Below are 17,284 nucleotides of genomic sequence, written 5' to 3' on the forward strand. Positions count from 1 at the left end.
CAAGGATTTCTCCTCGTTGGAAGGCAGGTGTTGCATGAAGGCCCGTGTGATCGTTACGCTCAAGAACGGCGTCCTCGACCCCCAGGGCAAGGCGATCGAGGGTGCTCTCGCTTCGCTCGGCATCAAGGATGTCGACGGCGTGCGCCAGGGCAAGGTGTTCGACATCGAGCTCGGCCAAGCCGATGCCGAGACCGCACGCGAAACGCTGAAGGCCGCATGCGAAAAGCTCCTCGCCAACACGGTGATCGAAAACTACAGCATCGACATCGCCTGATGCTGGTCCGGCTGCTTGCAGCCGTGCTGTGCGTGGCTGGAGCCAGCGGTGCCTGCCACGCGGAAGAGCTTGTCGAGACCGGCGGTTTCAGCCTGCGCTATGACGACAGCGTCTGGGTCAGGGAAGCGTCCGCGCCGCCCACCCTGCTCGTCCTGCGTTGCGCCGCCCCGACCTGCCCACCCCATGCGGTGGCAACCTTCCTGTCCGATGAACGCAGCTTGACAAACCCTGGTTTTGGCGCATTCGGCCCCGGTGCCGTGACCGGGGCCATGATCGACCTCAGGATCCAGAGCCTCACCCCCGGCTCGCGCATACGTCCCCGCCAGCCGGTCGAACCGGTCGCGTCTGGCGACATGACGGGTTATCGCGGCTTGTACGATATCGAGGATAGGGCCCTCGCCAAGACGGCCGCCGCCATCGCCTTGCTGCGGCTCGGCAATGGCACGCTGGAAATAAGGATGAAGGCCGACCGGCTGATGCCGGCCGACCTGGTGCTGTTCGATCGTCTTGTCGAAAAGATCGAGCTGAAGGACTGAGATTGCCGGTATTATCAGTTCAGGTCCCGGAATTTACACCGTCGACGCCTTGAGGCCGGCGACACCGGCAACGATGGCGATGGCGCTGACGATCTTCATGGCCGTGAGCGGTTCGCGCAGGAAGATGTAGCCGAAGACCACGGTTCCGAGCGTACCGACCGCCGTCCAGATCGGATAGGCGACACTGACCGGCAGGCTCTTGAGCGCCAGGGTCAGCAGGCCGACGCCACCGATCACCGCGATGAGCGTTATCGCCGTCGGCAGCGGGCGGGTGAAGCCCTCCGCATATTTCATGCTCAACGCAAAAATCACTTCGAAGACCGCCGCAGCGGCCAGATACAGCCAAGCCATGATGGCTATCCTTTGCAAAACTGAATTCATCTCATGGGAACCATGAGCCTTCCTCGTCGTATTAAGTGATTGACTTTCAATTCAACAAATTCGAAGTTCTCACGCGATGGATGAATTGAATTCAGGCATACGAACACAGGGGACGGACACTGCCGGACTATTGGTCCGAGGCGGCATGACGGCGCGGCTGCGACAGGATGCCAGCCCGGATCGGAGCCGATGATGCGCCGCTTGCCGCCCCTGGCCTCCCTGCGCACCTTCGAAGCCGCCGCACGGCAGGAGAGCTTCAAGAAAGCCGCCGCCGAGCTCGGCGTCACCGCGACCGCCGTCAGCCACCAGATCCGCCAGCTGGAGGCCTATCTCGACGTATCGCTGTTCGAGCGCCAGACGCGTAAGGTCCAGCTGACTGTCGAGGGCCGCAGCCTGTACCCAGCCCTTCGCGCTGCCCTGGACACCATGGCCGAAGCCGTCGAAGCGGTCAGGAAACGCCCGCGCCGGCGCATCGCGACCCTGTCGGCGACCGTCGCCTTCACCGCCAAGCTGCTGGTGCCGCGGGTCGGCACGCTGCGCAGCCTGCATCCGGGGTGGGACCTGCGCCTGCACGCCTCCGACGACACGGTGGACCTCAATGCCGGCGATGCCGACGCCGCCATCCGCTACGGCCTCGGACATTATGCCGGCATGACCGCCCTGCCCCTGTTGACGGACAGATTCGCACCGGTCTGCAGCCACCGCCTGGGCCTGCGTGAGCCGGCCGATCTTCCTGGCGCGACGCTGCTGCATTTCGACTGGGGCCCGATCGCCTCCACGGTGGACGTGCCGAACTGGCGTTCCTGGGCCCGGCGCGCCGGCATCGACCATCTCGATCCCGACAGCGGCATCAGCTTCAATGACGAAAGCAGCGCCATCCAGGCGGCCATCGCTGGCCAGGGCGTTGCTTTGCTGAGCCTGTCCCTGGTTGCCGACGAACTTGCCTCGGGCGTGCTGGTGCACCCCTTCGGCCCGATCATGGAGGGCCTCAAATTCAGCTTCGTCTATCCCGAAGGCGCGGAGAGCCGGCCGGCGGTGGCGGTGCTGAAAGACTGGGTCCTGGCCGAATTTGCCGAGCGTTAAGTCCCCCCCTTCCTCGACGACGGACGAAGCCATCGCAAAGCCTGCACGTTCGCGGTAATGGCCCCAGTTTCGGAGCTTGGCATCCACTCTTTACTTGACCCCGCTGCCCCTCTGGAACCATATGCGCACGCATGGCGAAAGGCTGGACGCCCAAAGCCTCCAAGGCCCCTTGCCGCAACCGAAAAGCAGGATCCGATGAAAGCAGCTGTCGTCATTTTTCCCGGCTCCAACCGTGAAGGGGACGTCGCCAAGGCCCTCAAGCAAGCCGGCGCGCATGTCGACATGATCTGGCATGCCGACACGGAGCTGCCGGCGGGAACCGATCTGGTCGTGCTTCCGGGCGGCTTCTCCTATGGCGACTATCTGCGCTGCGGCGCCATCGCCGCCCGCGCCGCCATCATGGATGCCATCCGCCACCATGCCGCACGCGGCGGCCTCGTCCTCGGCATCTGCAACGGCTTCCAGATCATCACGGATGGCGGCCTGCTGCCAGGCGTCCTGATGCGCAATGCCGATCTCAAATTCATCTGCAAGCGAGTCCATCTCAGGGTCGAGCGCACCGATACGGCCTATGCCAACACCTATCGCCAGGGCCAGGCCATCGACGTCTGCGTCGCCCATGGCGAGGGCAATTATTTCTGCAGCTCCGAGACCCTCACGCAGATCGAAGGCGACGGCCTGGTGGCGTTCCGTTATTGCGATGCGGCCGGCAAGGTCAGTGCCGCCACCAATCCCAACGGCTCGCTCAACAATATCGCGGGGATCTATTCGGCCAATCGGCGCGTTCTCGGCATGATGCCGCATCCCGAAAACCTGATCGATCCCCTGGCCGGCGGCACGGATGGCCGCGGGCTGTTCACCAGTGTCGTCAACGCCATGGCCTCGGCCTGATCGTCGACGACGACGCGGGATTGAAGACCCCAGGATTGAAGGCCCAATGACGCGCAAGGTTCACCTGATCACCACGGGCGGCACGATCGCCTCCCGGCGCGACGAAAGCACCGGCGACGTGGTTGCCGGCCTCGATGGACAGGCGCTGCGCGCCATGCTGCACGACCCTCTGCCCGGGATCGACATCGAGGTCGAGGAGTTCTGCAACCTCAACAGTTTCGCCATCGACCTGCCTATGGCCTTTGCCCTGGCCACCCGCATCAACGAGCTCCTGGCGCTGGAGGATTGCGAGGGTGTCGTCGTCACCCACGGCACCGACACCATGGAGGAGAGCGCCTATCTCGCCGACCTCCTGCTGGCCTCGGACAAGCCGGTGGTCTTCACCGGCGCCCAGCGCGCGGCCGACGAGCCCGATGCCGACGGCCCGCGCAACATCGCCGATTCCATCCGCCTCGCCGCAGCTCCCGCTGCGCGCGGCCTTGGTGCGATGATCTGTTTCGAGCAGGAATTCCACGCCGCCCGCGACGTCGCCAAGACGCATACTTCGCGCACCGACACCTTCATGTCCTGGGAACATGGCAAGCTCGGCGAGATCGACGCGGGCGCCATCTGCCTGCATCGCCGCCCGGCGCTGCGGCGCGCCTATGCCCCCAGCGCCATCGAACCCAATGTCACGCTGATTCGCCTCGCCATGGGCATGGATGGCGGCTATCTCAACTATGCCGCCGATCACGGCAGCAAGGCCATCGTGCTCGAAGGATTCGGACGTGGCAACACGCCGCCATCCGTGACCAAGGCGGTTGCTGACGTCATCAAGCGCGGCATTCCGGTGATCATCTGCTCGCGCTGCCCGCGCGGGCGCGTGCTGCCCGTCTATGGCAATGGCGGCGCCACCGATCTCCAGCGCGCCGGCGCCATCTTCGCCGGGGACCTCAGCGGCCACAAGGCACGACTTCTCGCTGCCGTGCTGCTCGGCCAAGGTCTTGACCACGACGCCTTGCGGGCAGAGATCGAATATCTGGGCGGGTAACGGTCCGCATCGCTTCAACCGATCGTCGTCACCGCCGGATGCCGGGTCGCCGGCCTATATCCTCTGGGATTGCTGCGAAGGCGGATCGCATCTCGGAAGGCAGGACTGAGGTCAGACTATAGCGTTTTTCGATTTGACGAAGTCGCTTGGACCCGCAAAGACGCGCTGAAGCAAAGAGTTGGAACAAACAAGCGTTCAGTCATGAACGCGTTTTGCTCCAGGGCGGTCATGGCGACCCTGTTGCGCCGCCATGACCGTAGAGTGGTTCAGGCAGCTGCGCTGAGGGTCACCATCGTTTCGGTGTTGATCGGCGGATGGGGCACCAGGCTGGCCTTGCTCTCATCGGCCCACCTCGCCAATCTGACGATACGGACCTTGTCGAGATCGGTATCTCCGGCCTCTACCGGTTCCACCGTGCTGAGCCCCGCATTGGAAACGAAGAAGGTATGGTCCCCAAAGATAGAGATAAGTTCCTGCACGATCGGATTGGATTCGGGAATGACCCGGCCATCCATCTGGGTCAGAGCACGTTCAATTCGCACCGATGTCAGCTTCATGGCGTCGTCCTTTCGGGTTGAGTGGCTTGTCTGTCGACGGAGTGACGTCACGGCTGTCCTGCTCACCGTCGGCATTGATCGCCTCCCGCCCCGCAGGCGGTTCGAAACGCGGCAAACGCACGGGCGCCTTCATGACCGGCCCCGGCGCCCACGTCCTGGCGTCAGGAGCTTTGCCGAGGCGCATTCTTCTCGCGAAATCTGGCCATAGTCTGCCTCAAGCGTGACCATTGCATGAAAGAGCCGCCTCAGGCGGCGGCTTCCAGGGCTTCAAGCAATTCCTCTTCGCTGATCTGTCCCTCTGTACGCGGCGCGACCACCACCTGCTTGCCCAACAGGTGCTTGACCTTGTGCGCCACCGGCAAACAGCGCCCATCTTCCCGGTGATAGACATGATAGCCCTCGCCGGGATTCACGCCGATATCGAGGGCACAACCCTGGCTGACGAAATGCCAGACGCCATTGCCATCCACGATCCTGACCTTGCTCATCGAAATCTCCTTAGTTCAAAAAGGGCGGCCACCGACAGATAGCGGACAAGCATCGGCCGCAAGCGCCCGAGCAGACTGCCATTCCGTGCGTGGTGATCTCCAAAAGGCCCGTCGTCCGAACCAGCCGCCCTTGGGATGACGGTTCTATATCGGGTGAATGGGGCCATTGTCCGGCGCCACCACGACGACAGCTTGGTCATTCCCACGATCCGCATGCTCCAGGCGCGTTCCAGCCATGCCAGGCGTGCCTGCATGCAAGATTCTATCCTGCCCTGTCGTGCCCGTTAACGTTGTCGCAGAAGTTCTGCATGAATCTGCTATTACGTGTGCGTTTTGGCACATCCTGCGCCGGTGATTCATTTCAGGTGGTGCGCAGGCACACAGCGGGTTGCCAGCCCGCCGGGGTGGTGCGATTCTGATTTCGGTGCACTGGAGCAGGTATATGAATCATCATTCTTCCCGTCAGCGTCTTGCTTGGGGCTTATCCGGCGCCGTTGCGCTTTCGTTGCTGCTGGCCGCCTGCGGTCCGCGCTCTGGCGAAGCCGGCAGGCCGGACGTTTCCAACCAGCAGCCGGTCGTCACCGCCGACGGCACCCAGCAGTTCCCCGTGCCTCAAGCCGGACGGGCAACTCTTGCCCACAAGCTGACCCAACTGGTGCCCGGCCGCATCACCGATGCGCGCATCTCCAATGGCTGGCGTACGCCGGCCGCGGCGAAGGCCCATCCCGACGAATATGCCGCGTGCGTCAGCGCCGATTCCGGCAACGGCCAGCAGGTCTTCCTGATCGTCACCAATGGCGCGCGAACCGGCGACGTGATCTCCGGCTCGAAGGCGGCCGAGCGTTGCGCCGACGGCAAGCGCGTCACGCAGTGGGCCACGCTGCCGGAAGCCATGGGTCAGAGCTGACCGGCGACTCCACGCTTCATTCGACACATCGAAAAAATGGCGGCTCGAAGCCGCCATTTTGCGTTTGAGGGTTTCAGCCCCTCAGAAGGCACGATAGGTCAGGACCGTGCGCGTATTGGCGATACCGGGGATGGACTGCACCTTCTCACCGACGAAATGGCCGATATCGACATCGTCATTGACGTAGAATTTGGCGAGCACGTCGAAGTCGCCGGCGATCGAATAGATCTCCGAGGCGATTTCGGCTTCGGCCAGTGCGCTGGCGACCTCATAGGTGCGGCCGAGCTGGCATTTGATCTCCACGAAAAACGTCCGCATCGCCGATACTCCGAGACTGGAAACGAGTGTCTGCCCACAGGAAGGCCAACAAAGTTGCGGTGTCAATGCGGTTCGCGGCACGTATACGCGATCAATGGTTTACATTCGGCTCGGATACCCCTATCGCCTGCCGTGAACAGAAGCGCTGGAGCGCTGTGCTGGGGCTTGCCGGCCGGAGCCATGGGCCGTCCGCCGTTCCCCCTGCCGAAGCGCTGCCTTGACAGGAGATCGACCCGGCATGTCCGCCCACTCGGAACCCGCCATCACAGCCGAACTCATCGCCCAGCACGGGCTGAAGCCGGATGAGTATCAGCGGATCCTGGAGCTGATCGGACGCGAGCCGACCTTCACTGAACTCGGCATCTTCTCGGCGATGTGGAACGAGCATTGCTCCTACAAGTCCTCGCGCCTCCATCTGAAGAAGCTGCCCGTCACCGGCAAATGCGTGATCCAGGGCCCGGGCGAGAATGCCGGCGTGATCGACATCGGGGATGGCCTCGCTGCCGTCTTCAAGATGGAGAGCCACAACCACCCCTCCTATATCGAGCCCTATCAGGGTGCGACGACGGGCGTCGGCGGCATCCTGCGCGACGTTTTTACCATGGGCGCGCGCCCGATCGCCTGCATGAATGCGCTCTCCTTCGGTGCGCCCGATCATCCCAAGACCCAGCATCTCGTCTCCGGCGTGGTCGCCGGCGTCGGCGGTTACGGCAATTCCTTCGGTGTGCCGACGGTGGGCGGCCAGGTGCGCTTCCACACCCGCTATGACGGCAACATCCTGGTCAACGCCTTCGCCCTCGGCCTCGCCGAGCAGGACAAGATCTTCTACGCCAAGGCTACCGGCGTGGGGAATCCCATCGTCTATCTCGGCTCCAAGACCGGCCGCGACGGCATCCACGGCGCCACCATGGCTTCGGCCGAGTTCGACGACAAATCCGAGGAGAAGCGCCCCACCGTGCAGGTCGGCGACCCCTTCGCCGAGAAGCTCCTGCTCGAAGCCTGCCTGGAACTGATGGCGACCGACGCCATCATCGCCATCCAGGACATGGGCGCGGCCGGCCTCACCTGCTCGGCCGTGGAGATGGGCGCCAAGGGCGATCTCGGCATCGAGCTCCACCTCGAGAAGGTGCCGGTGCGCGAGGCCGGCATGACCGCCTATGAGATGATGCTGTCGGAAAGCCAGGAGCGCATGCTCATGGTGCTCAAGCCCGGCAAGGAAGCCGAGGCCGAGGCGATCTTCCGCAAATGGGGCCTCGACTTCGCCGTGGTCGGCAAGACCACGGACGATCTTCGCTTCCGCATCTTCCACAATGGCGACCTGAAGGCGGACCTTCCGATCAAGGAACTGGGCGACGAGGCACCGCTCTATGACCGTCCTCATGTCCCCTCGCCCAAGCTGCCCGTGATCGAGGCCGGCTCGCTGAAGACGAACCTTTCGACGGGCGAGGCGCTGCTCAACCTGATCGGCTCACCGGAACTGGCGTCCAAGCGCTGGGTCTACGAGCAATATGACACGCTGATCCTCGGCAATTCGATCCAGACGCCTGGCGGCGATGCTGCGGTCGTGCGGGTGCTCGACGGCCCCAAGGGACTGGCAATGACCTCGGACGTGACTCCGCGCTATTGCGAGGCCGATCCCGTCGAAGGCGGCAAGCAGGCCGTCGCCGAGGCCTGGCGCAATATTTCCGCCGTGGGCGGCCTGCCGCTCGCCGTGACCGACAACCTCAATTTCGGCAATCCCGAGCGCCCCGACATCATGGGCCAGTTCGTCGGCTGCCTCGACGGTATCGGGCAGGCCTGCCGCGCCCTCGATTTCCCGATCGTCTCCGGCAATGTCTCGCTCTACAACGAGACCAACGGCCGCGGCATCCTGCCGACCCCGACCATCGGCGGCGTCGGCCTCGTCGACGACGTGGCCGTGACGGCTTCGATCGCCTTCAAGGCCGAGGGCGAGACCGTCATGCTGGTCGGCGGCCCCGGCACCTGGCTCGGCCAGTCCATCTGGCTCGCCGAGATCCTGAAGCGCGAAGAAGGTGCACCACCGCCGGTCGACCTCACCGTCGAGAAGCGCCATGGCGACTTCATCCGCGGCCAGATCCGCGCCGGAAATCTCAAGACCTGTCACGACATCTCCGATGGCGGCCTCGCCGTCGCCGTCGCAGAAATGGCCTTGGGGCGTGGCATCGGTGCCGATCTGTCACAGGCGCCGCAGGGCAGCGAACCGCATGCCTTCTGGTATGGTGAGGATCAAGCCCGCTACGTCGTCGCCCTGGCCGCCGACAAGGCCGAAGCCTTCGCCAAGGCCGCAACCGAAGCCGGCGTGCCGGTCACCACGCTGGGCACAACCGGCGGCAATGCCTTGATCCTGCCCGAAGGCCGGCCCATCCTGGTTTCGGCGCTGAGCGAGCGCCACGAATCGTTCCTGCCGACCTTGATGGGCTCGGCGCGCCAAGCTGCCTGACAAGTCGCCTGAAGAGGACCCAATTCCAATGCCGATGCCGGCCGCCGACATTGAAGCGATGATCAAGGAAAGCTTCCCCGATGCGAAGATCGAAATTCGCGATCTCGCAGGGGATGGTGATCACTACGCCGCGACGGTGATTTCCGAAGCGTTCCGGGGCAAATCCCGCGTGCAGCAGCACCAGATGGTCTATGCCGCGCTCAAGGGCAAGATGGGCGGCGTGCTGCACGCGCTTGCGCTCTCCACGAGCGCCCCCTGATCGATAAATTATGTTAGGTTGAGCCCTGACATTAGGCGCGAGTGTGCTTACATACTTGGCATCATCCGCGTCAGATCCAGCATTACCAAGATCGAGATTGAGCCATGAGCGACATCGCCACCTTCATCGAAAACGAGATCAAGTCCAATGACGTCGTGCTCTTCATGAAGGGCAACAAGGCGTTCCCGATGTGCGGGTTCTCCGGGCAAGTCGTGCAGATCCTCGATTATCTCGGAGTCGACTACAAGGACCATGACGTGCTGCAGAATCCCGATCTGCGCAGCGGCATCAAGGACTTTTCGAACTGGCCGACCGTGCCGCAGCTCTACGTCAAGGGCGAGTTCGTCGGCGGCTGCGATATCGCCCGCGAAATGTTCCAGTCGGGTGAGCTGGTAACCTTCCTGCAGGAAAAGAACATTTCGGTAAAGGCGCCGGCCAAGGCCTGATCGCCGCCGCAACAGCAAGCTTGCTGCGATACCAAGCCAGGCTTTCAAAGCCTGGCTTTTTCTTTGGGCAGGGCCAGATCGGGAGAGACCCATGAGCAAATTGCTGATCGTCGGAACCGTGCGCCTGCCGGCCGCCAACCTGGCCGCGGCGCGCCCGGCCATGAAACGCATGGTGGAGAGCAGCCGTGCCGAGGAGGGGTGCGACGAATATTCCTACGCCGAGGACGTTCTCGATGCTGGTCTCATCCATGTGAAGGAGATCTGGCGCGATGCAGTTGCCCTTGACCGCCATTTCGCCTCGCAGCACATCGCAGAGTGGCGGGCGAGCTGGCCCGCACTCGGCATCGGCGAACGAAATCTGCACTGCTACGAGATCGGCACGCCCCGCCCGACATGAGGCCGATAGGGGCAGGCCTTCAGACCAGTTCTTACTATCGCCCCTTCATCACGTTCACGACCACCACGCCGAGGATCGCCAGCGCGCCGCCCAGCATGCCGACCGGTGTCGGCACCTCGCCGAGCCAGAGGAAGCCGATCAGCGTGGCCGTGGGCGGTACGCCATAGAGGAAGTTGGACGCCCGCGCCGCCGAAAGCCGCTTGAGAGCGATCGCCCAGGTGACATAGCCGATCGCGGTGGGAAAGATCACGAGATAGGCGACCGCCCAGTTGACCTCGGCCGGGGCGACCGCCATGGCGCGGAGCGTGGCGGGCACCGCCGGCAGCAACGGCAAGGCGCCGACGAACAGGATCCAGGCCGTGATCGCCAGCGCCGGGAACCGCCCGAGCAGCGGCTTCTGCAGCACGCTGGCGATGGCAGCGCACACCGCAGCCCCGAAAATCATCAGCGCATTGGGATCGAGCTTGAAGCCCGTATCCGTCGCCACGGCGATCAGCGCGACGCCGGCGAAAGAGGTGGCGGTACCCACCCAGCCCCAGCGCCCGAAACGCTCGCCGAGCGCGAAGATCGCAATCAGGGCGGTGAGCACCGGCATGGTGTTGATGATGAAGCTGGCAGGGCCGGCCGGCACGGTCTGCTCGCCGGTGTTGAGCAGCACGGCATAGACGGCAATGAACAACACGGCAGCAATGGCTAGGCGCAGGAAGTCCCGCGGCAGCGGCATGGGTGGACGCACAGCCACTAGATAGGCCAGACCGATGGCCCCCGCCGCGACATAGCGCGCTGCGGCAAGCTCCATCGGCGTCAGGGCCGTCAGGCAGACGCGGATCAGCGCGAAGGACGAGGCCCAGGAGAGAATGGTCACCAGAATGGCGCCGAAGGCGACCGCGTCGAATCCGCTCTTCTTTTTGGTTGCCTCGGCTTCACAGGCCACGCTGCTCATCATCGTCTCCCGACTCTCAGTGACTTCCGTGACCTATCTCCGTTTGCCGTGCTTGAAAAGCACCTCAATCAATGATCTTGTGTGTCCATGGTTCACAGCTCGCCCAGCCTTCCGCCGCTCGACACGCTCGAAACCTTCGCGCGCGCGGCACGCCTCGGCTCCTTCTCGGCTGCGGCTGAGGAGAGCGGCGTCACCCATGGCGCGGTCTCCCGTCAGGTGTCGCGCCTGGAGCGCTGGATGGGCGTACGCCTGTTCGAACGCAAGGCCCGCGGTGTCAACCTGACGCCGGAGGGCATGCGCTTCTTCGCCCGGACAGAGGAGGCCCTGGCACTGCTCGGCAATAGTGGCGAGCGCTGGTCGCCCCGCCGCGCCAAGGCGGTGGTACGCCTGTCGGTGACGCCCTCGGTCGCCTCGCTCTGGCTGTTTCCCCGCCTTGCCCGTTTGGAAGGCAGCGACATCCATCTTGAACTGGTCCTCGAACATCGCCTGGCGGATCTCGGCGAAGGCAGCGATCTGGCGATACGCTGCGGCAAGGGACCTTGGGCCGGCGTGCGTGGCGTGCAGCTCTGGCGGGAGGAGGCCTTTCCGATCGCCTCCCCGGCCCTCGCCGAGCGCCTGCGGCACGGCAAGGACGCGCAGGCTCTGCTCGAACTGCCGATCCTGCACGATTCCAATATCGAGGGATGGCGGCGCTGGCTGTCGCCGGAAGGCGTGGATTATGTGCCGCGTGGCCAGGACCGCCGCTTCGAGGACTATAATCTGGTCATCGATGCCTGCTGCCAAGGGCTGGGCATCGCGCTGGCGCGCCCGCCTCTTTCCAGCGCCGCCCTGGCGGACGGACGCCTGGTGCCGGTTTCAGACCGAACGATCGATTACCACGTGGCTTTTCATCTGATCCGCTCGGACGAGGCCCTGCGGGCCCCCGCCGCGGAGCTTGCCGGACGCCTTCTGCGCGAGGCGGGCCACGACGAGGCTGATATCGCAGCCTTTACCGCTCCGGGGCGGAAGGGCTGAGCGAGCCGCCCCGCTCAGTTCTCCTGCTCGCCGAAATGCCGGCGCCAGATCGGCGCGATGACAGGCCGCTGCGCCACGGTCTCGGCGATGCGGGTCAGCTTCGGGCATTCCCTGGCGCGCCATTCATTGCCGATCGCCCAATTGCTGATGGCGGCGATGGCGAGATCGATGGCCGAAAAGCCCGACAACAGGAAGCTGCCTTCGGCGCTGGCCGCCTGCTCCACCAATTGCCAGCGTTCGCGGATGCGCTGGCGCACACGCGAACGCATTGCGGTCTCATGCGTCTCGGGCGGAGCAAATCGCAGGGGATAGTCGTAGAGCTCGATGAGAGGATAGATCTCGGCCGCCACATGGATCAGCCAGCGCAGGGCATGGCGGCGGTCCGGGGCGTCAAGAGCCGGCATCAACCGCGCTTCGGGGTGTTCTTCGCTCAAGGCCAGCAGAATGGCGGCTGACTGTACGATAGTGGTTCCATCGTTGAAACGTAGCGCCGGGATCTTACCCAACGGATTGATCGCAAGATATTGAGCGGTATGCTGCTCGTCCTTGGTCAGATCGATATCGATCAGGTGAACGTCCTGCCCCGCCTCGGCCAAGGCGGCCTCGACCATGAAAGAGCCGGAATCCGGTTCGCCCCAAAGCGTGTAAACCATACAGACCTCTTAGCATCGACCGGCTGCAGGCCGGTCACCTCCCGACATTTTGCGGCGATCGCGAAAGACCGCCCCAATCTCTTACTTATTGGTTCTGTGCAGCCCCTGCCGCTGTTCTTGCTTGTTTCGCCGGCTCGTCAGATCCGACCATAAGCGACTGAGCCGGCGTGTCGCATGATCTTTTTGCAATACGGCCATCCCGATTTGCGGACCTTCCAGAGTGCGCAGTCAGACCGGCCAAGAAAAAGGGCCGCCAAAATGGCGGCCCTCATGTAGTCTTTCAACTCGTATTCGCTTAGCGCGAATAGAATTCGACGACCAGGTTCGGTTCCATCTGGACCGGATAAGGCACGTCCTGCAGCGTGGGAACGCGGACATACTTGGCGGTCAGCTTGGAATGATCGACTTCGATGTAGTCGGGAACATCGCGCTCGCCTGAAGCAACGGCCTCGAGCACCAGCACGAGCTGCTTGGAGGCTTCCTTGACCTCGACGACATCGCCCGGCCTGACCTTGTAGGAGGGGATGTTGACGCGGCGGCCGTTGACCTTGACGTGGCCGTGGCTGACGAACTGGCGAGCAGCGAACACGGTCGGCACGAACTTGGAGCGATACACCACCGCATCCAGGCGCTGCTCGAGCAGGCCGATGAGGTTGGCGGAGCTGTCACCCTTCAGGCGGCGAGCTTCTTCATAGATCTTGCGGAACTGCTTTTCCGAGATCGAGCCGTAATAGCCCTTCAGCTTCTGCTTCGCGCGGAGCTGGGTGCCGAAGTCGGACATCTTGCCCTTGCGGCGCTGGCCGTGCTGGCCCGGACCGTACTCGCGGCGATTGACGGGGCTCTTCGGGCGACCCCAGATATTCTCGCCAAGGCGGCGATCGATCTTGTACTTAGCGTTATGGCGCTTCGACATTCGCGTCCTCTATGGTTTGCGAAGTTTATGAGGAACGCGCCCTCCTCTCCCGGAACCCGGGCGACAGACAGCCGGAGAACCGGCCGTCACGGGAGCGTAAAACATCACGCGGGACCCGAAGGCCCCGCGTGTGGCGTTCGCTTAGTCGAAAGATCGCCGCATGTCAATTCCAAGACAGGATCCGCTTGCCTGTATCCGGGGCAATCGGGTGAACGAAAAATAGCGTCATCCCGTGCGTGATGCAGCATGAAATGCTGCGTCGCAGACACGGGACCATCTCGATGATGCATAAAAGTCGGCTCACGGTCCTGGATCTTCACCGCATCATTGCGTGCTGCGGTGCAGATCCGGGATGCCCCCCAACCTTTTCACCCGATTGCTCTGTCCCTGTATCCTGGGCAACTCGACAGTAGCATGGCGGGTGACTACCTTGAGCAAACTCGGCCCATGTGAGTCTTCATTGATGAAAACCCTTTTTCTCTCCGCTGCATTTCTGGCGGCCTCGTTGAGCTTTGCCAGTGCAGCACCGCTCGAAACCTATACGGCCCGCCTCTCCAGCGCCGATCATTTCAACACGAATGGCGAAAGATTGACCTCCGTCGCCGCGATCATCCGGCAGGACCGCGCCAATTTCTATCTGGGCTATCATCGCGACAGGGAAGACGAACCCGACCGCTTCTTCTCCAGTAAGGAAAACCGCGCGCGGCTGGAGAGCATGCTCAATCGCGGCCGCATCAGCGCCTCTGCGGCGGACGCCGTCATCAACGGATCGCCGCTGATCAATGTCGAGATCTACGAGGATTTTATCGCAGTAACCGTCGAATAATCCGGACGCGGAGCGATGAGGCGGCTCCCCATCCTCGCACTCCTCATCGCCTGCATCATCGGCCCGTCCTCCCCGGCGCGGGCCGAACCCGGCCGGCATTGGCAGACCGCCCCGGCCGAAAACGGCTGGACCGACGAAATCGCCAAGGCTGTCACCGCCTTTGCTGCTACCCACCACCCGACTGCCCTGGCTGTGATCCGGGACGACCATATCATCGCCAGCGCCGGCGACCTCAGCCGGCGCGTCAACGTCGCCTCGGTGCGCAAAAGCCTCCTCAGCGCGCTCTATGGCATTGCCGTCGGTGAGGGCAAGATCTCGCTTGGCGACAGCCTGGAAAAGCTCGGCATCGACGATACCTCGCCAGCCCTGACCGCCGCCGAAAAGCAGGCTGATATCCGCGACCTCTTGATGGCCCGATCCGGTGTCTATCATCCTGCCGCCTATGAGACCGCGGACATCCGCAATAAGCGCCCGGCACGCGGAAGCCATCCGCACGGTACGTTCTGGTTCTACAACAATTGGGACTTCAACGTCCTCGGTACGATCTATCGCCAAGCGGGTAGCGAAGACATCTTCACGAGTTTCGACAAGCGCATCGCCCGCCCGATCGGCATGGAGGACTTTTCGGCCCGTGACGGGCGCTACGTTCTGTCGCCCCAGTCGCGCCATCCGGCCTATCCCTTCCGCATAAGCGCAAGGGACCTTGCGCGCTTCGGCCTGCTCTTCCTCAACCAGGGCCGCTGGAACGGCCGCCAGATCGTCCCCGCCGACTGGGTTCGCCGGTCCACCGCCGCCTATTCTCCCGTGCCCAAGCGCAAGAGTGCCTACGGCTATCTATGGTGGTCCCTGCCTTCCGAGAACTGGGGCGAAGGTGCGGCCATGGCAGCAGGCTATGGCGGGCAATTCCTTGCCTATATTCCGACAAAACGCCTCGTCATGGTGCAGACCGTCGATCCGGCGCAGAATCCGGCCGGCATCCATATGAAGGATTTCATGGTGCTGATGCAGCAGATCGCCACGGCCGCTCCCTGAGCGATGCCTGCCGCCACGCTCTCGCAGAATCGTACCATATCCTTCGGTCTGCCGGCGGCGCTGCTGCTGCATGCCATCGCCCTTGCCCTGCTGTTCCTGCTTCCTCGGCCCGCCCCGCTGGAACAGCCTCCAGAAAACAGCATAGAGGTCGAATTCGTCGCGGAAATACCAAAGCCGGCGGCGCCGGCGCCGCAGCCTCCTGCGCTGCCGGCCAGACCGCAGGCGCAGGACCCCACGGCGGAGAGCGTTCCGCAGGAAGGAGCGCGCCCTCCCAGGCCGAGCGAAGCCCTGCCACCGCCACCGGCGATGATCCAGGCCCGGAAGATGCTTTCCGATCTCGCTTTGGCGGATCCACGCAGCCGGCAGGCGAGGAAGATGCTGCCCCTTCTCGGCCGCGACGAACGCATGGAGCAATTGTGCAATATCGAGGCGATGGCCCAGTTGCGGGCCTGGAACCATGATCTCGAGCCCGACCTCACGATCGCCTATGCGCGGGCGGAAACGAGGATGGGAGATGCCGGCATCACGGCCGACGGCGCTGCTTTCCGGAGCCGGAAGCAGTGGTTCGCCTTGAAATATCGCTGCGACCTCGCTGCGGACCTTGCCAGGGTCTCAGCGTTCGCATTCCAGGCCGGTGCAACCATACCCAGGAAGGACTGGGAACGTTTCAACCTGCCCGCGAGCGACAAGCCGGACGACTGAAGCCGATGCAAAACGGCTTGCAATACCGCCCCTCGGAGCCGACCCCCTGCCCCATGGTTCGGGGCTATGTCTCGTCATGCCGCAGTGCGTCGGCACGTTCATAGGTTTGCGCCGAGATCGGCGCCAATCCCGAACCATCCAGCATGGCGTTGATGACCGCCTGCGCATGATCGAGCGCGCTGCCGGCGACATAGTCGCCATCGAGCCAGGCGGGCAGTTCATTGAGCACATTGGTGAGGCAGGCCAGAAGCAGGGCTTCGTTGTCGGTCAGGCTGCTCCTGATGCGCTTGAATTCGGCCGCCACGATGGTTGGGTGCTCGTCATGGGGCAAGGGCTGAAAGATCATGGCGAACATCCCGACATCGTCGATGCCCGGCGGTCCATCGGCCTCATGCCATGATGGCCCTTCACCGGAAATTGGAGAGGAAGAGGTTCCAATGCCGCCCGCAATCTCAGGCCAATATGTTGACCGCCCGGGCGGCCACGAGGGCGACCGTCAGGAGCGAAATCATCGCCTCGGCGAGCATCAACAGCTTGGCCCTCGGGGTCAGCGGCATCGTGTCCGTCGGCGAGAATGCCGTGGCATTGGTGAAGGCCAGGAACAGATAGTCCACGAAGCCCGGCAGCCAGTCACGCAGATGCGGATCGTTCAAGGTCATCTGCGGAAACAGGAAATCGGAGCGGGCACGCTCGACCAGGCCGCAGGTCGGCGGTCCACCGCGATCCGTGCTCCAGAACCACAGGGTAAAGACGATGATGTTGGTCACCCAGATGTTGAGTGCGTCAATCAGCAGCGTCGTGCCGTTGCCGGCGTGGCCTTCGATCAAGGCCCGCACCAGCAGAAACAAGGCGCCGCAATTCATGAAGCTGATGACGGCCGTCAGGATGAGGGCCGTCCGGCGGATCAGGATGCGAAAGCGATTGACCGCCTGCCAATGGTGATCGGCCACCGCATTGCGGATACCGGCCTGCGTCCATGCCGTGGCGATCGACAGCGGGATCAGCAATATCAGCTCGACGGCCGGGGCTAGCCAGCGAGGACCGAAGGAAAGCTGGTTGATCACCAGCAATTGCAGGCACACGATGACCAGAACGGCGCCGCGCGCCAGCCAGAAATCGAGCGCCCGATGTCGAAAGACGATATGGCGTTCACGCATGGGAACCTCGGGGGGA

Annotated in this window: 23 protein-coding genes; 14 read left to right on the plus strand and 9 right to left on the minus strand. The window is 63.5% G+C overall.

Features of this window, described 5'->3' with window-relative positions; translation table 11 throughout:
• Positions 1–34 precede the first annotated feature (34 nt).
• Positions 35–274, plus strand: coding sequence for a phosphoribosylformylglycinamidine synthase subunit PurS (purS, locus tag ACTJKX_RS17690; protein WP_068294982.1), 240 nt, complete (start codon positions 35–37; stop codon positions 272–274).
• On the plus strand, positions 274–810 hold the full coding sequence (locus ACTJKX_RS17695) for a hypothetical protein (protein WP_440726027.1): 537 nt from the start codon (positions 274–276) through the stop codon (positions 808–810). Before purS ends, ACTJKX_RS17695 begins: the two co-directional genes overlap by 1 nt.
• A gap of 33 nt (positions 811–843) precedes the next feature.
• On the opposite strand, the gene ACTJKX_RS17700 is transcribed toward ACTJKX_RS17695, so the two are convergent.
• Positions 844–1,191, minus strand: coding sequence for a DMT family transporter (locus tag ACTJKX_RS17700; RefSeq protein ID WP_311938777.1), 348 nt, complete (start codon positions 1,189–1,191; stop codon positions 844–846).
• Between the two features lie 189 nt (positions 1,192–1,380).
• Here ACTJKX_RS17700 and ACTJKX_RS17705 point away from each other — a divergent pair, with 189 nt between their 5' ends.
• The 3 genes from ACTJKX_RS17705 to ACTJKX_RS17715 all read left to right on the plus strand — a co-directional run bounded on the left by ACTJKX_RS17705 (position 1,381) and on the right by ACTJKX_RS17715 (position 4,195).
• A complete protein-coding gene (locus ACTJKX_RS17705) occupies positions 1,381–2,274 on the plus strand; it encodes a LysR substrate-binding domain-containing protein (RefSeq protein WP_440726028.1) in 894 nt (297 codons plus the stop codon).
• A gap of 195 nt (positions 2,275–2,469) precedes the next feature.
• A complete protein-coding gene (gene purQ, locus ACTJKX_RS17710) occupies positions 2,470–3,165 on the plus strand; it encodes a phosphoribosylformylglycinamidine synthase subunit PurQ (RefSeq protein WP_311938772.1) in 696 nt (231 codons plus the stop codon).
• Positions 3,166–3,211: 46 nt separating this feature from the next.
• Positions 3,212–4,195 (plus strand): asparaginase, encoded by a 984-nt coding sequence (locus ACTJKX_RS17715; protein ID WP_311938770.1) that lies wholly within the window; start codon positions 3,212–3,214, stop codon positions 4,193–4,195.
• A 266-nt stretch (positions 4,196–4,461) separates the two neighbouring features.
• Here ACTJKX_RS17715 and ACTJKX_RS17720 read toward each other — a convergent pair whose 3' ends face one another.
• Positions 4,462–4,752, minus strand: a complete 291-nt coding sequence (locus ACTJKX_RS17720) for a hypothetical protein (RefSeq protein ID WP_068294959.1) — start codon at positions 4,750–4,752, stop codon at positions 4,462–4,464.
• A 245-nt stretch (positions 4,753–4,997) separates the two neighbouring features.
• Complete coding sequence (locus ACTJKX_RS17725; RefSeq protein WP_440726029.1) at positions 4,998–5,240, minus strand: hypothetical protein; 243 nt, start codon at positions 5,238–5,240, stop codon at positions 4,998–5,000.
• 442 nt (positions 5,241–5,682) lie between these two features.
• Between ACTJKX_RS17725 and ACTJKX_RS17730 the strand changes: the two genes are divergently transcribed.
• A complete protein-coding gene (locus ACTJKX_RS17730) occupies positions 5,683–6,147 on the plus strand; it encodes a hypothetical protein (RefSeq protein WP_394309561.1) in 465 nt (154 codons plus the stop codon).
• Between the two features lie 81 nt (positions 6,148–6,228).
• Here the strand turns inward: ACTJKX_RS17730 and ACTJKX_RS17735 are convergent, their stop codons facing one another.
• Positions 6,229–6,465: an Lrp/AsnC ligand binding domain-containing protein gene (locus ACTJKX_RS17735; protein ID WP_068294951.1), complete on the minus strand. Its 237-nt coding sequence runs from the start codon at positions 6,463–6,465 to the stop codon at positions 6,229–6,231.
• A 238-nt stretch (positions 6,466–6,703) separates the two neighbouring features.
• Here ACTJKX_RS17735 and purL point away from each other — a divergent pair, with 238 nt between their 5' ends.
• From purL to ACTJKX_RS17755, 4 genes are all read left to right on the plus strand, one after another.
• Positions 6,704–8,926, plus strand: coding sequence for a phosphoribosylformylglycinamidine synthase subunit PurL (gene purL, locus ACTJKX_RS17740; protein WP_440726030.1), 2,223 nt, complete (start codon positions 6,704–6,706; stop codon positions 8,924–8,926).
• A 28-nt stretch (positions 8,927–8,954) separates the two neighbouring features.
• Positions 8,955–9,185 carry a BolA/IbaG family iron-sulfur metabolism protein gene (locus tag ACTJKX_RS17745; protein ID WP_105862715.1) on the plus strand — a complete coding sequence of 77 codons (231 nt, stop codon included), beginning with the start codon at positions 8,955–8,957 and terminating at the stop codon, positions 9,183–9,185.
• 104 nt (positions 9,186–9,289) lie between these two features.
• The gene (gene grxD, locus ACTJKX_RS17750; RefSeq protein ID WP_311938761.1) at positions 9,290–9,631 is read left to right on the plus strand and encodes a Grx4 family monothiol glutaredoxin; all 342 of its coding nucleotides are present in this window, start codon (positions 9,290–9,292) and stop codon (positions 9,629–9,631) included.
• 91 nt (positions 9,632–9,722) lie between these two features.
• Positions 9,723–10,028, plus strand: coding sequence for a putative quinol monooxygenase (locus tag ACTJKX_RS17755; protein ID WP_440726031.1), 306 nt, complete (start codon positions 9,723–9,725; stop codon positions 10,026–10,028).
• A gap of 34 nt (positions 10,029–10,062) precedes the next feature.
• On the opposite strand, the gene ACTJKX_RS17760 is transcribed toward ACTJKX_RS17755, so the two are convergent.
• The gene (locus tag ACTJKX_RS17760; RefSeq protein WP_440726083.1) at positions 10,063–10,971 is read right to left on the minus strand and encodes a DMT family transporter; all 909 of its coding nucleotides are present in this window, start codon (positions 10,969–10,971) and stop codon (positions 10,063–10,065) included.
• 87 nt (positions 10,972–11,058) lie between these two features.
• Between ACTJKX_RS17760 and ACTJKX_RS17765 the strand changes: the two genes are divergently transcribed.
• Positions 11,059–11,985, plus strand: coding sequence for a LysR family transcriptional regulator (locus ACTJKX_RS17765; protein ID WP_440726032.1), 927 nt, complete (start codon positions 11,059–11,061; stop codon positions 11,983–11,985).
• 14 nt (positions 11,986–11,999) lie between these two features.
• Here ACTJKX_RS17765 and ACTJKX_RS17770 read toward each other — a convergent pair whose 3' ends face one another.
• Together ACTJKX_RS17770 and rpsD are read right to left on the minus strand one after the other, a co-directional pair.
• Positions 12,000–12,638, minus strand: a complete 639-nt coding sequence (locus ACTJKX_RS17770; RefSeq protein WP_394309569.1) for a glutathione S-transferase family protein — start codon at positions 12,636–12,638, stop codon at positions 12,000–12,002.
• Between the two features lie 295 nt (positions 12,639–12,933).
• Positions 12,934–13,551: a 30S ribosomal protein S4 gene (gene rpsD, locus ACTJKX_RS17775; protein WP_068294931.1), complete on the minus strand. Its 618-nt coding sequence runs from the start codon at positions 13,549–13,551 to the stop codon at positions 12,934–12,936.
• 430 nt (positions 13,552–13,981) lie between these two features.
• Between rpsD and ACTJKX_RS17780 the strand changes: the two genes are divergently transcribed.
• Genes ACTJKX_RS17780 through ACTJKX_RS17790 form a run of 3 tightly spaced genes read left to right on the plus strand, consistent with a single transcriptional unit; the run spans position 13,982 to position 16,111 of the window.
• Entirely contained in the window at positions 13,982–14,377 is a 396-nt protein-coding gene (locus ACTJKX_RS17780) for a hypothetical protein (RefSeq protein ID WP_440726033.1), read from the plus strand.
• 15 nt (positions 14,378–14,392) lie between these two features.
• Positions 14,393–15,409 carry a serine hydrolase domain-containing protein gene (locus ACTJKX_RS17785; RefSeq protein ID WP_440726034.1) on the plus strand — a complete coding sequence of 339 codons (1,017 nt, stop codon included), beginning with the start codon at positions 14,393–14,395 and terminating at the stop codon, positions 15,407–15,409.
• A gap of 3 nt (positions 15,410–15,412) precedes the next feature.
• On the plus strand, positions 15,413–16,111 hold the full coding sequence (locus ACTJKX_RS17790; protein WP_440726035.1) for a DUF930 domain-containing protein: 699 nt from the start codon (positions 15,413–15,415) through the stop codon (positions 16,109–16,111).
• 64 nt (positions 16,112–16,175) lie between these two features.
• Here ACTJKX_RS17790 and ACTJKX_RS17795 read toward each other — a convergent pair whose 3' ends face one another.
• Together ACTJKX_RS17795 and ACTJKX_RS17800 are read right to left on the minus strand one after the other, a co-directional pair.
• Positions 16,176–16,457, minus strand: a complete 282-nt coding sequence (locus ACTJKX_RS17795) for a hypothetical protein (protein WP_394309576.1) — start codon at positions 16,455–16,457, stop codon at positions 16,176–16,178.
• 106 nt (positions 16,458–16,563) lie between these two features.
• On the minus strand, positions 16,564–17,268 hold the full coding sequence (locus ACTJKX_RS17800; protein WP_311938741.1) for a hypothetical protein: 705 nt from the start codon (positions 17,266–17,268) through the stop codon (positions 16,564–16,566).
• Positions 17,269–17,284: the final 16 nt, after the last annotated feature.

Origin of the sequence: Labrys sp. 22185, from assembly GCF_052045555.1 — a bacterium.
Classification (GTDB): Bacteria; Pseudomonadota; Alphaproteobacteria; order Rhizobiales; family Labraceae; genus Labrys; species Labrys neptuniae.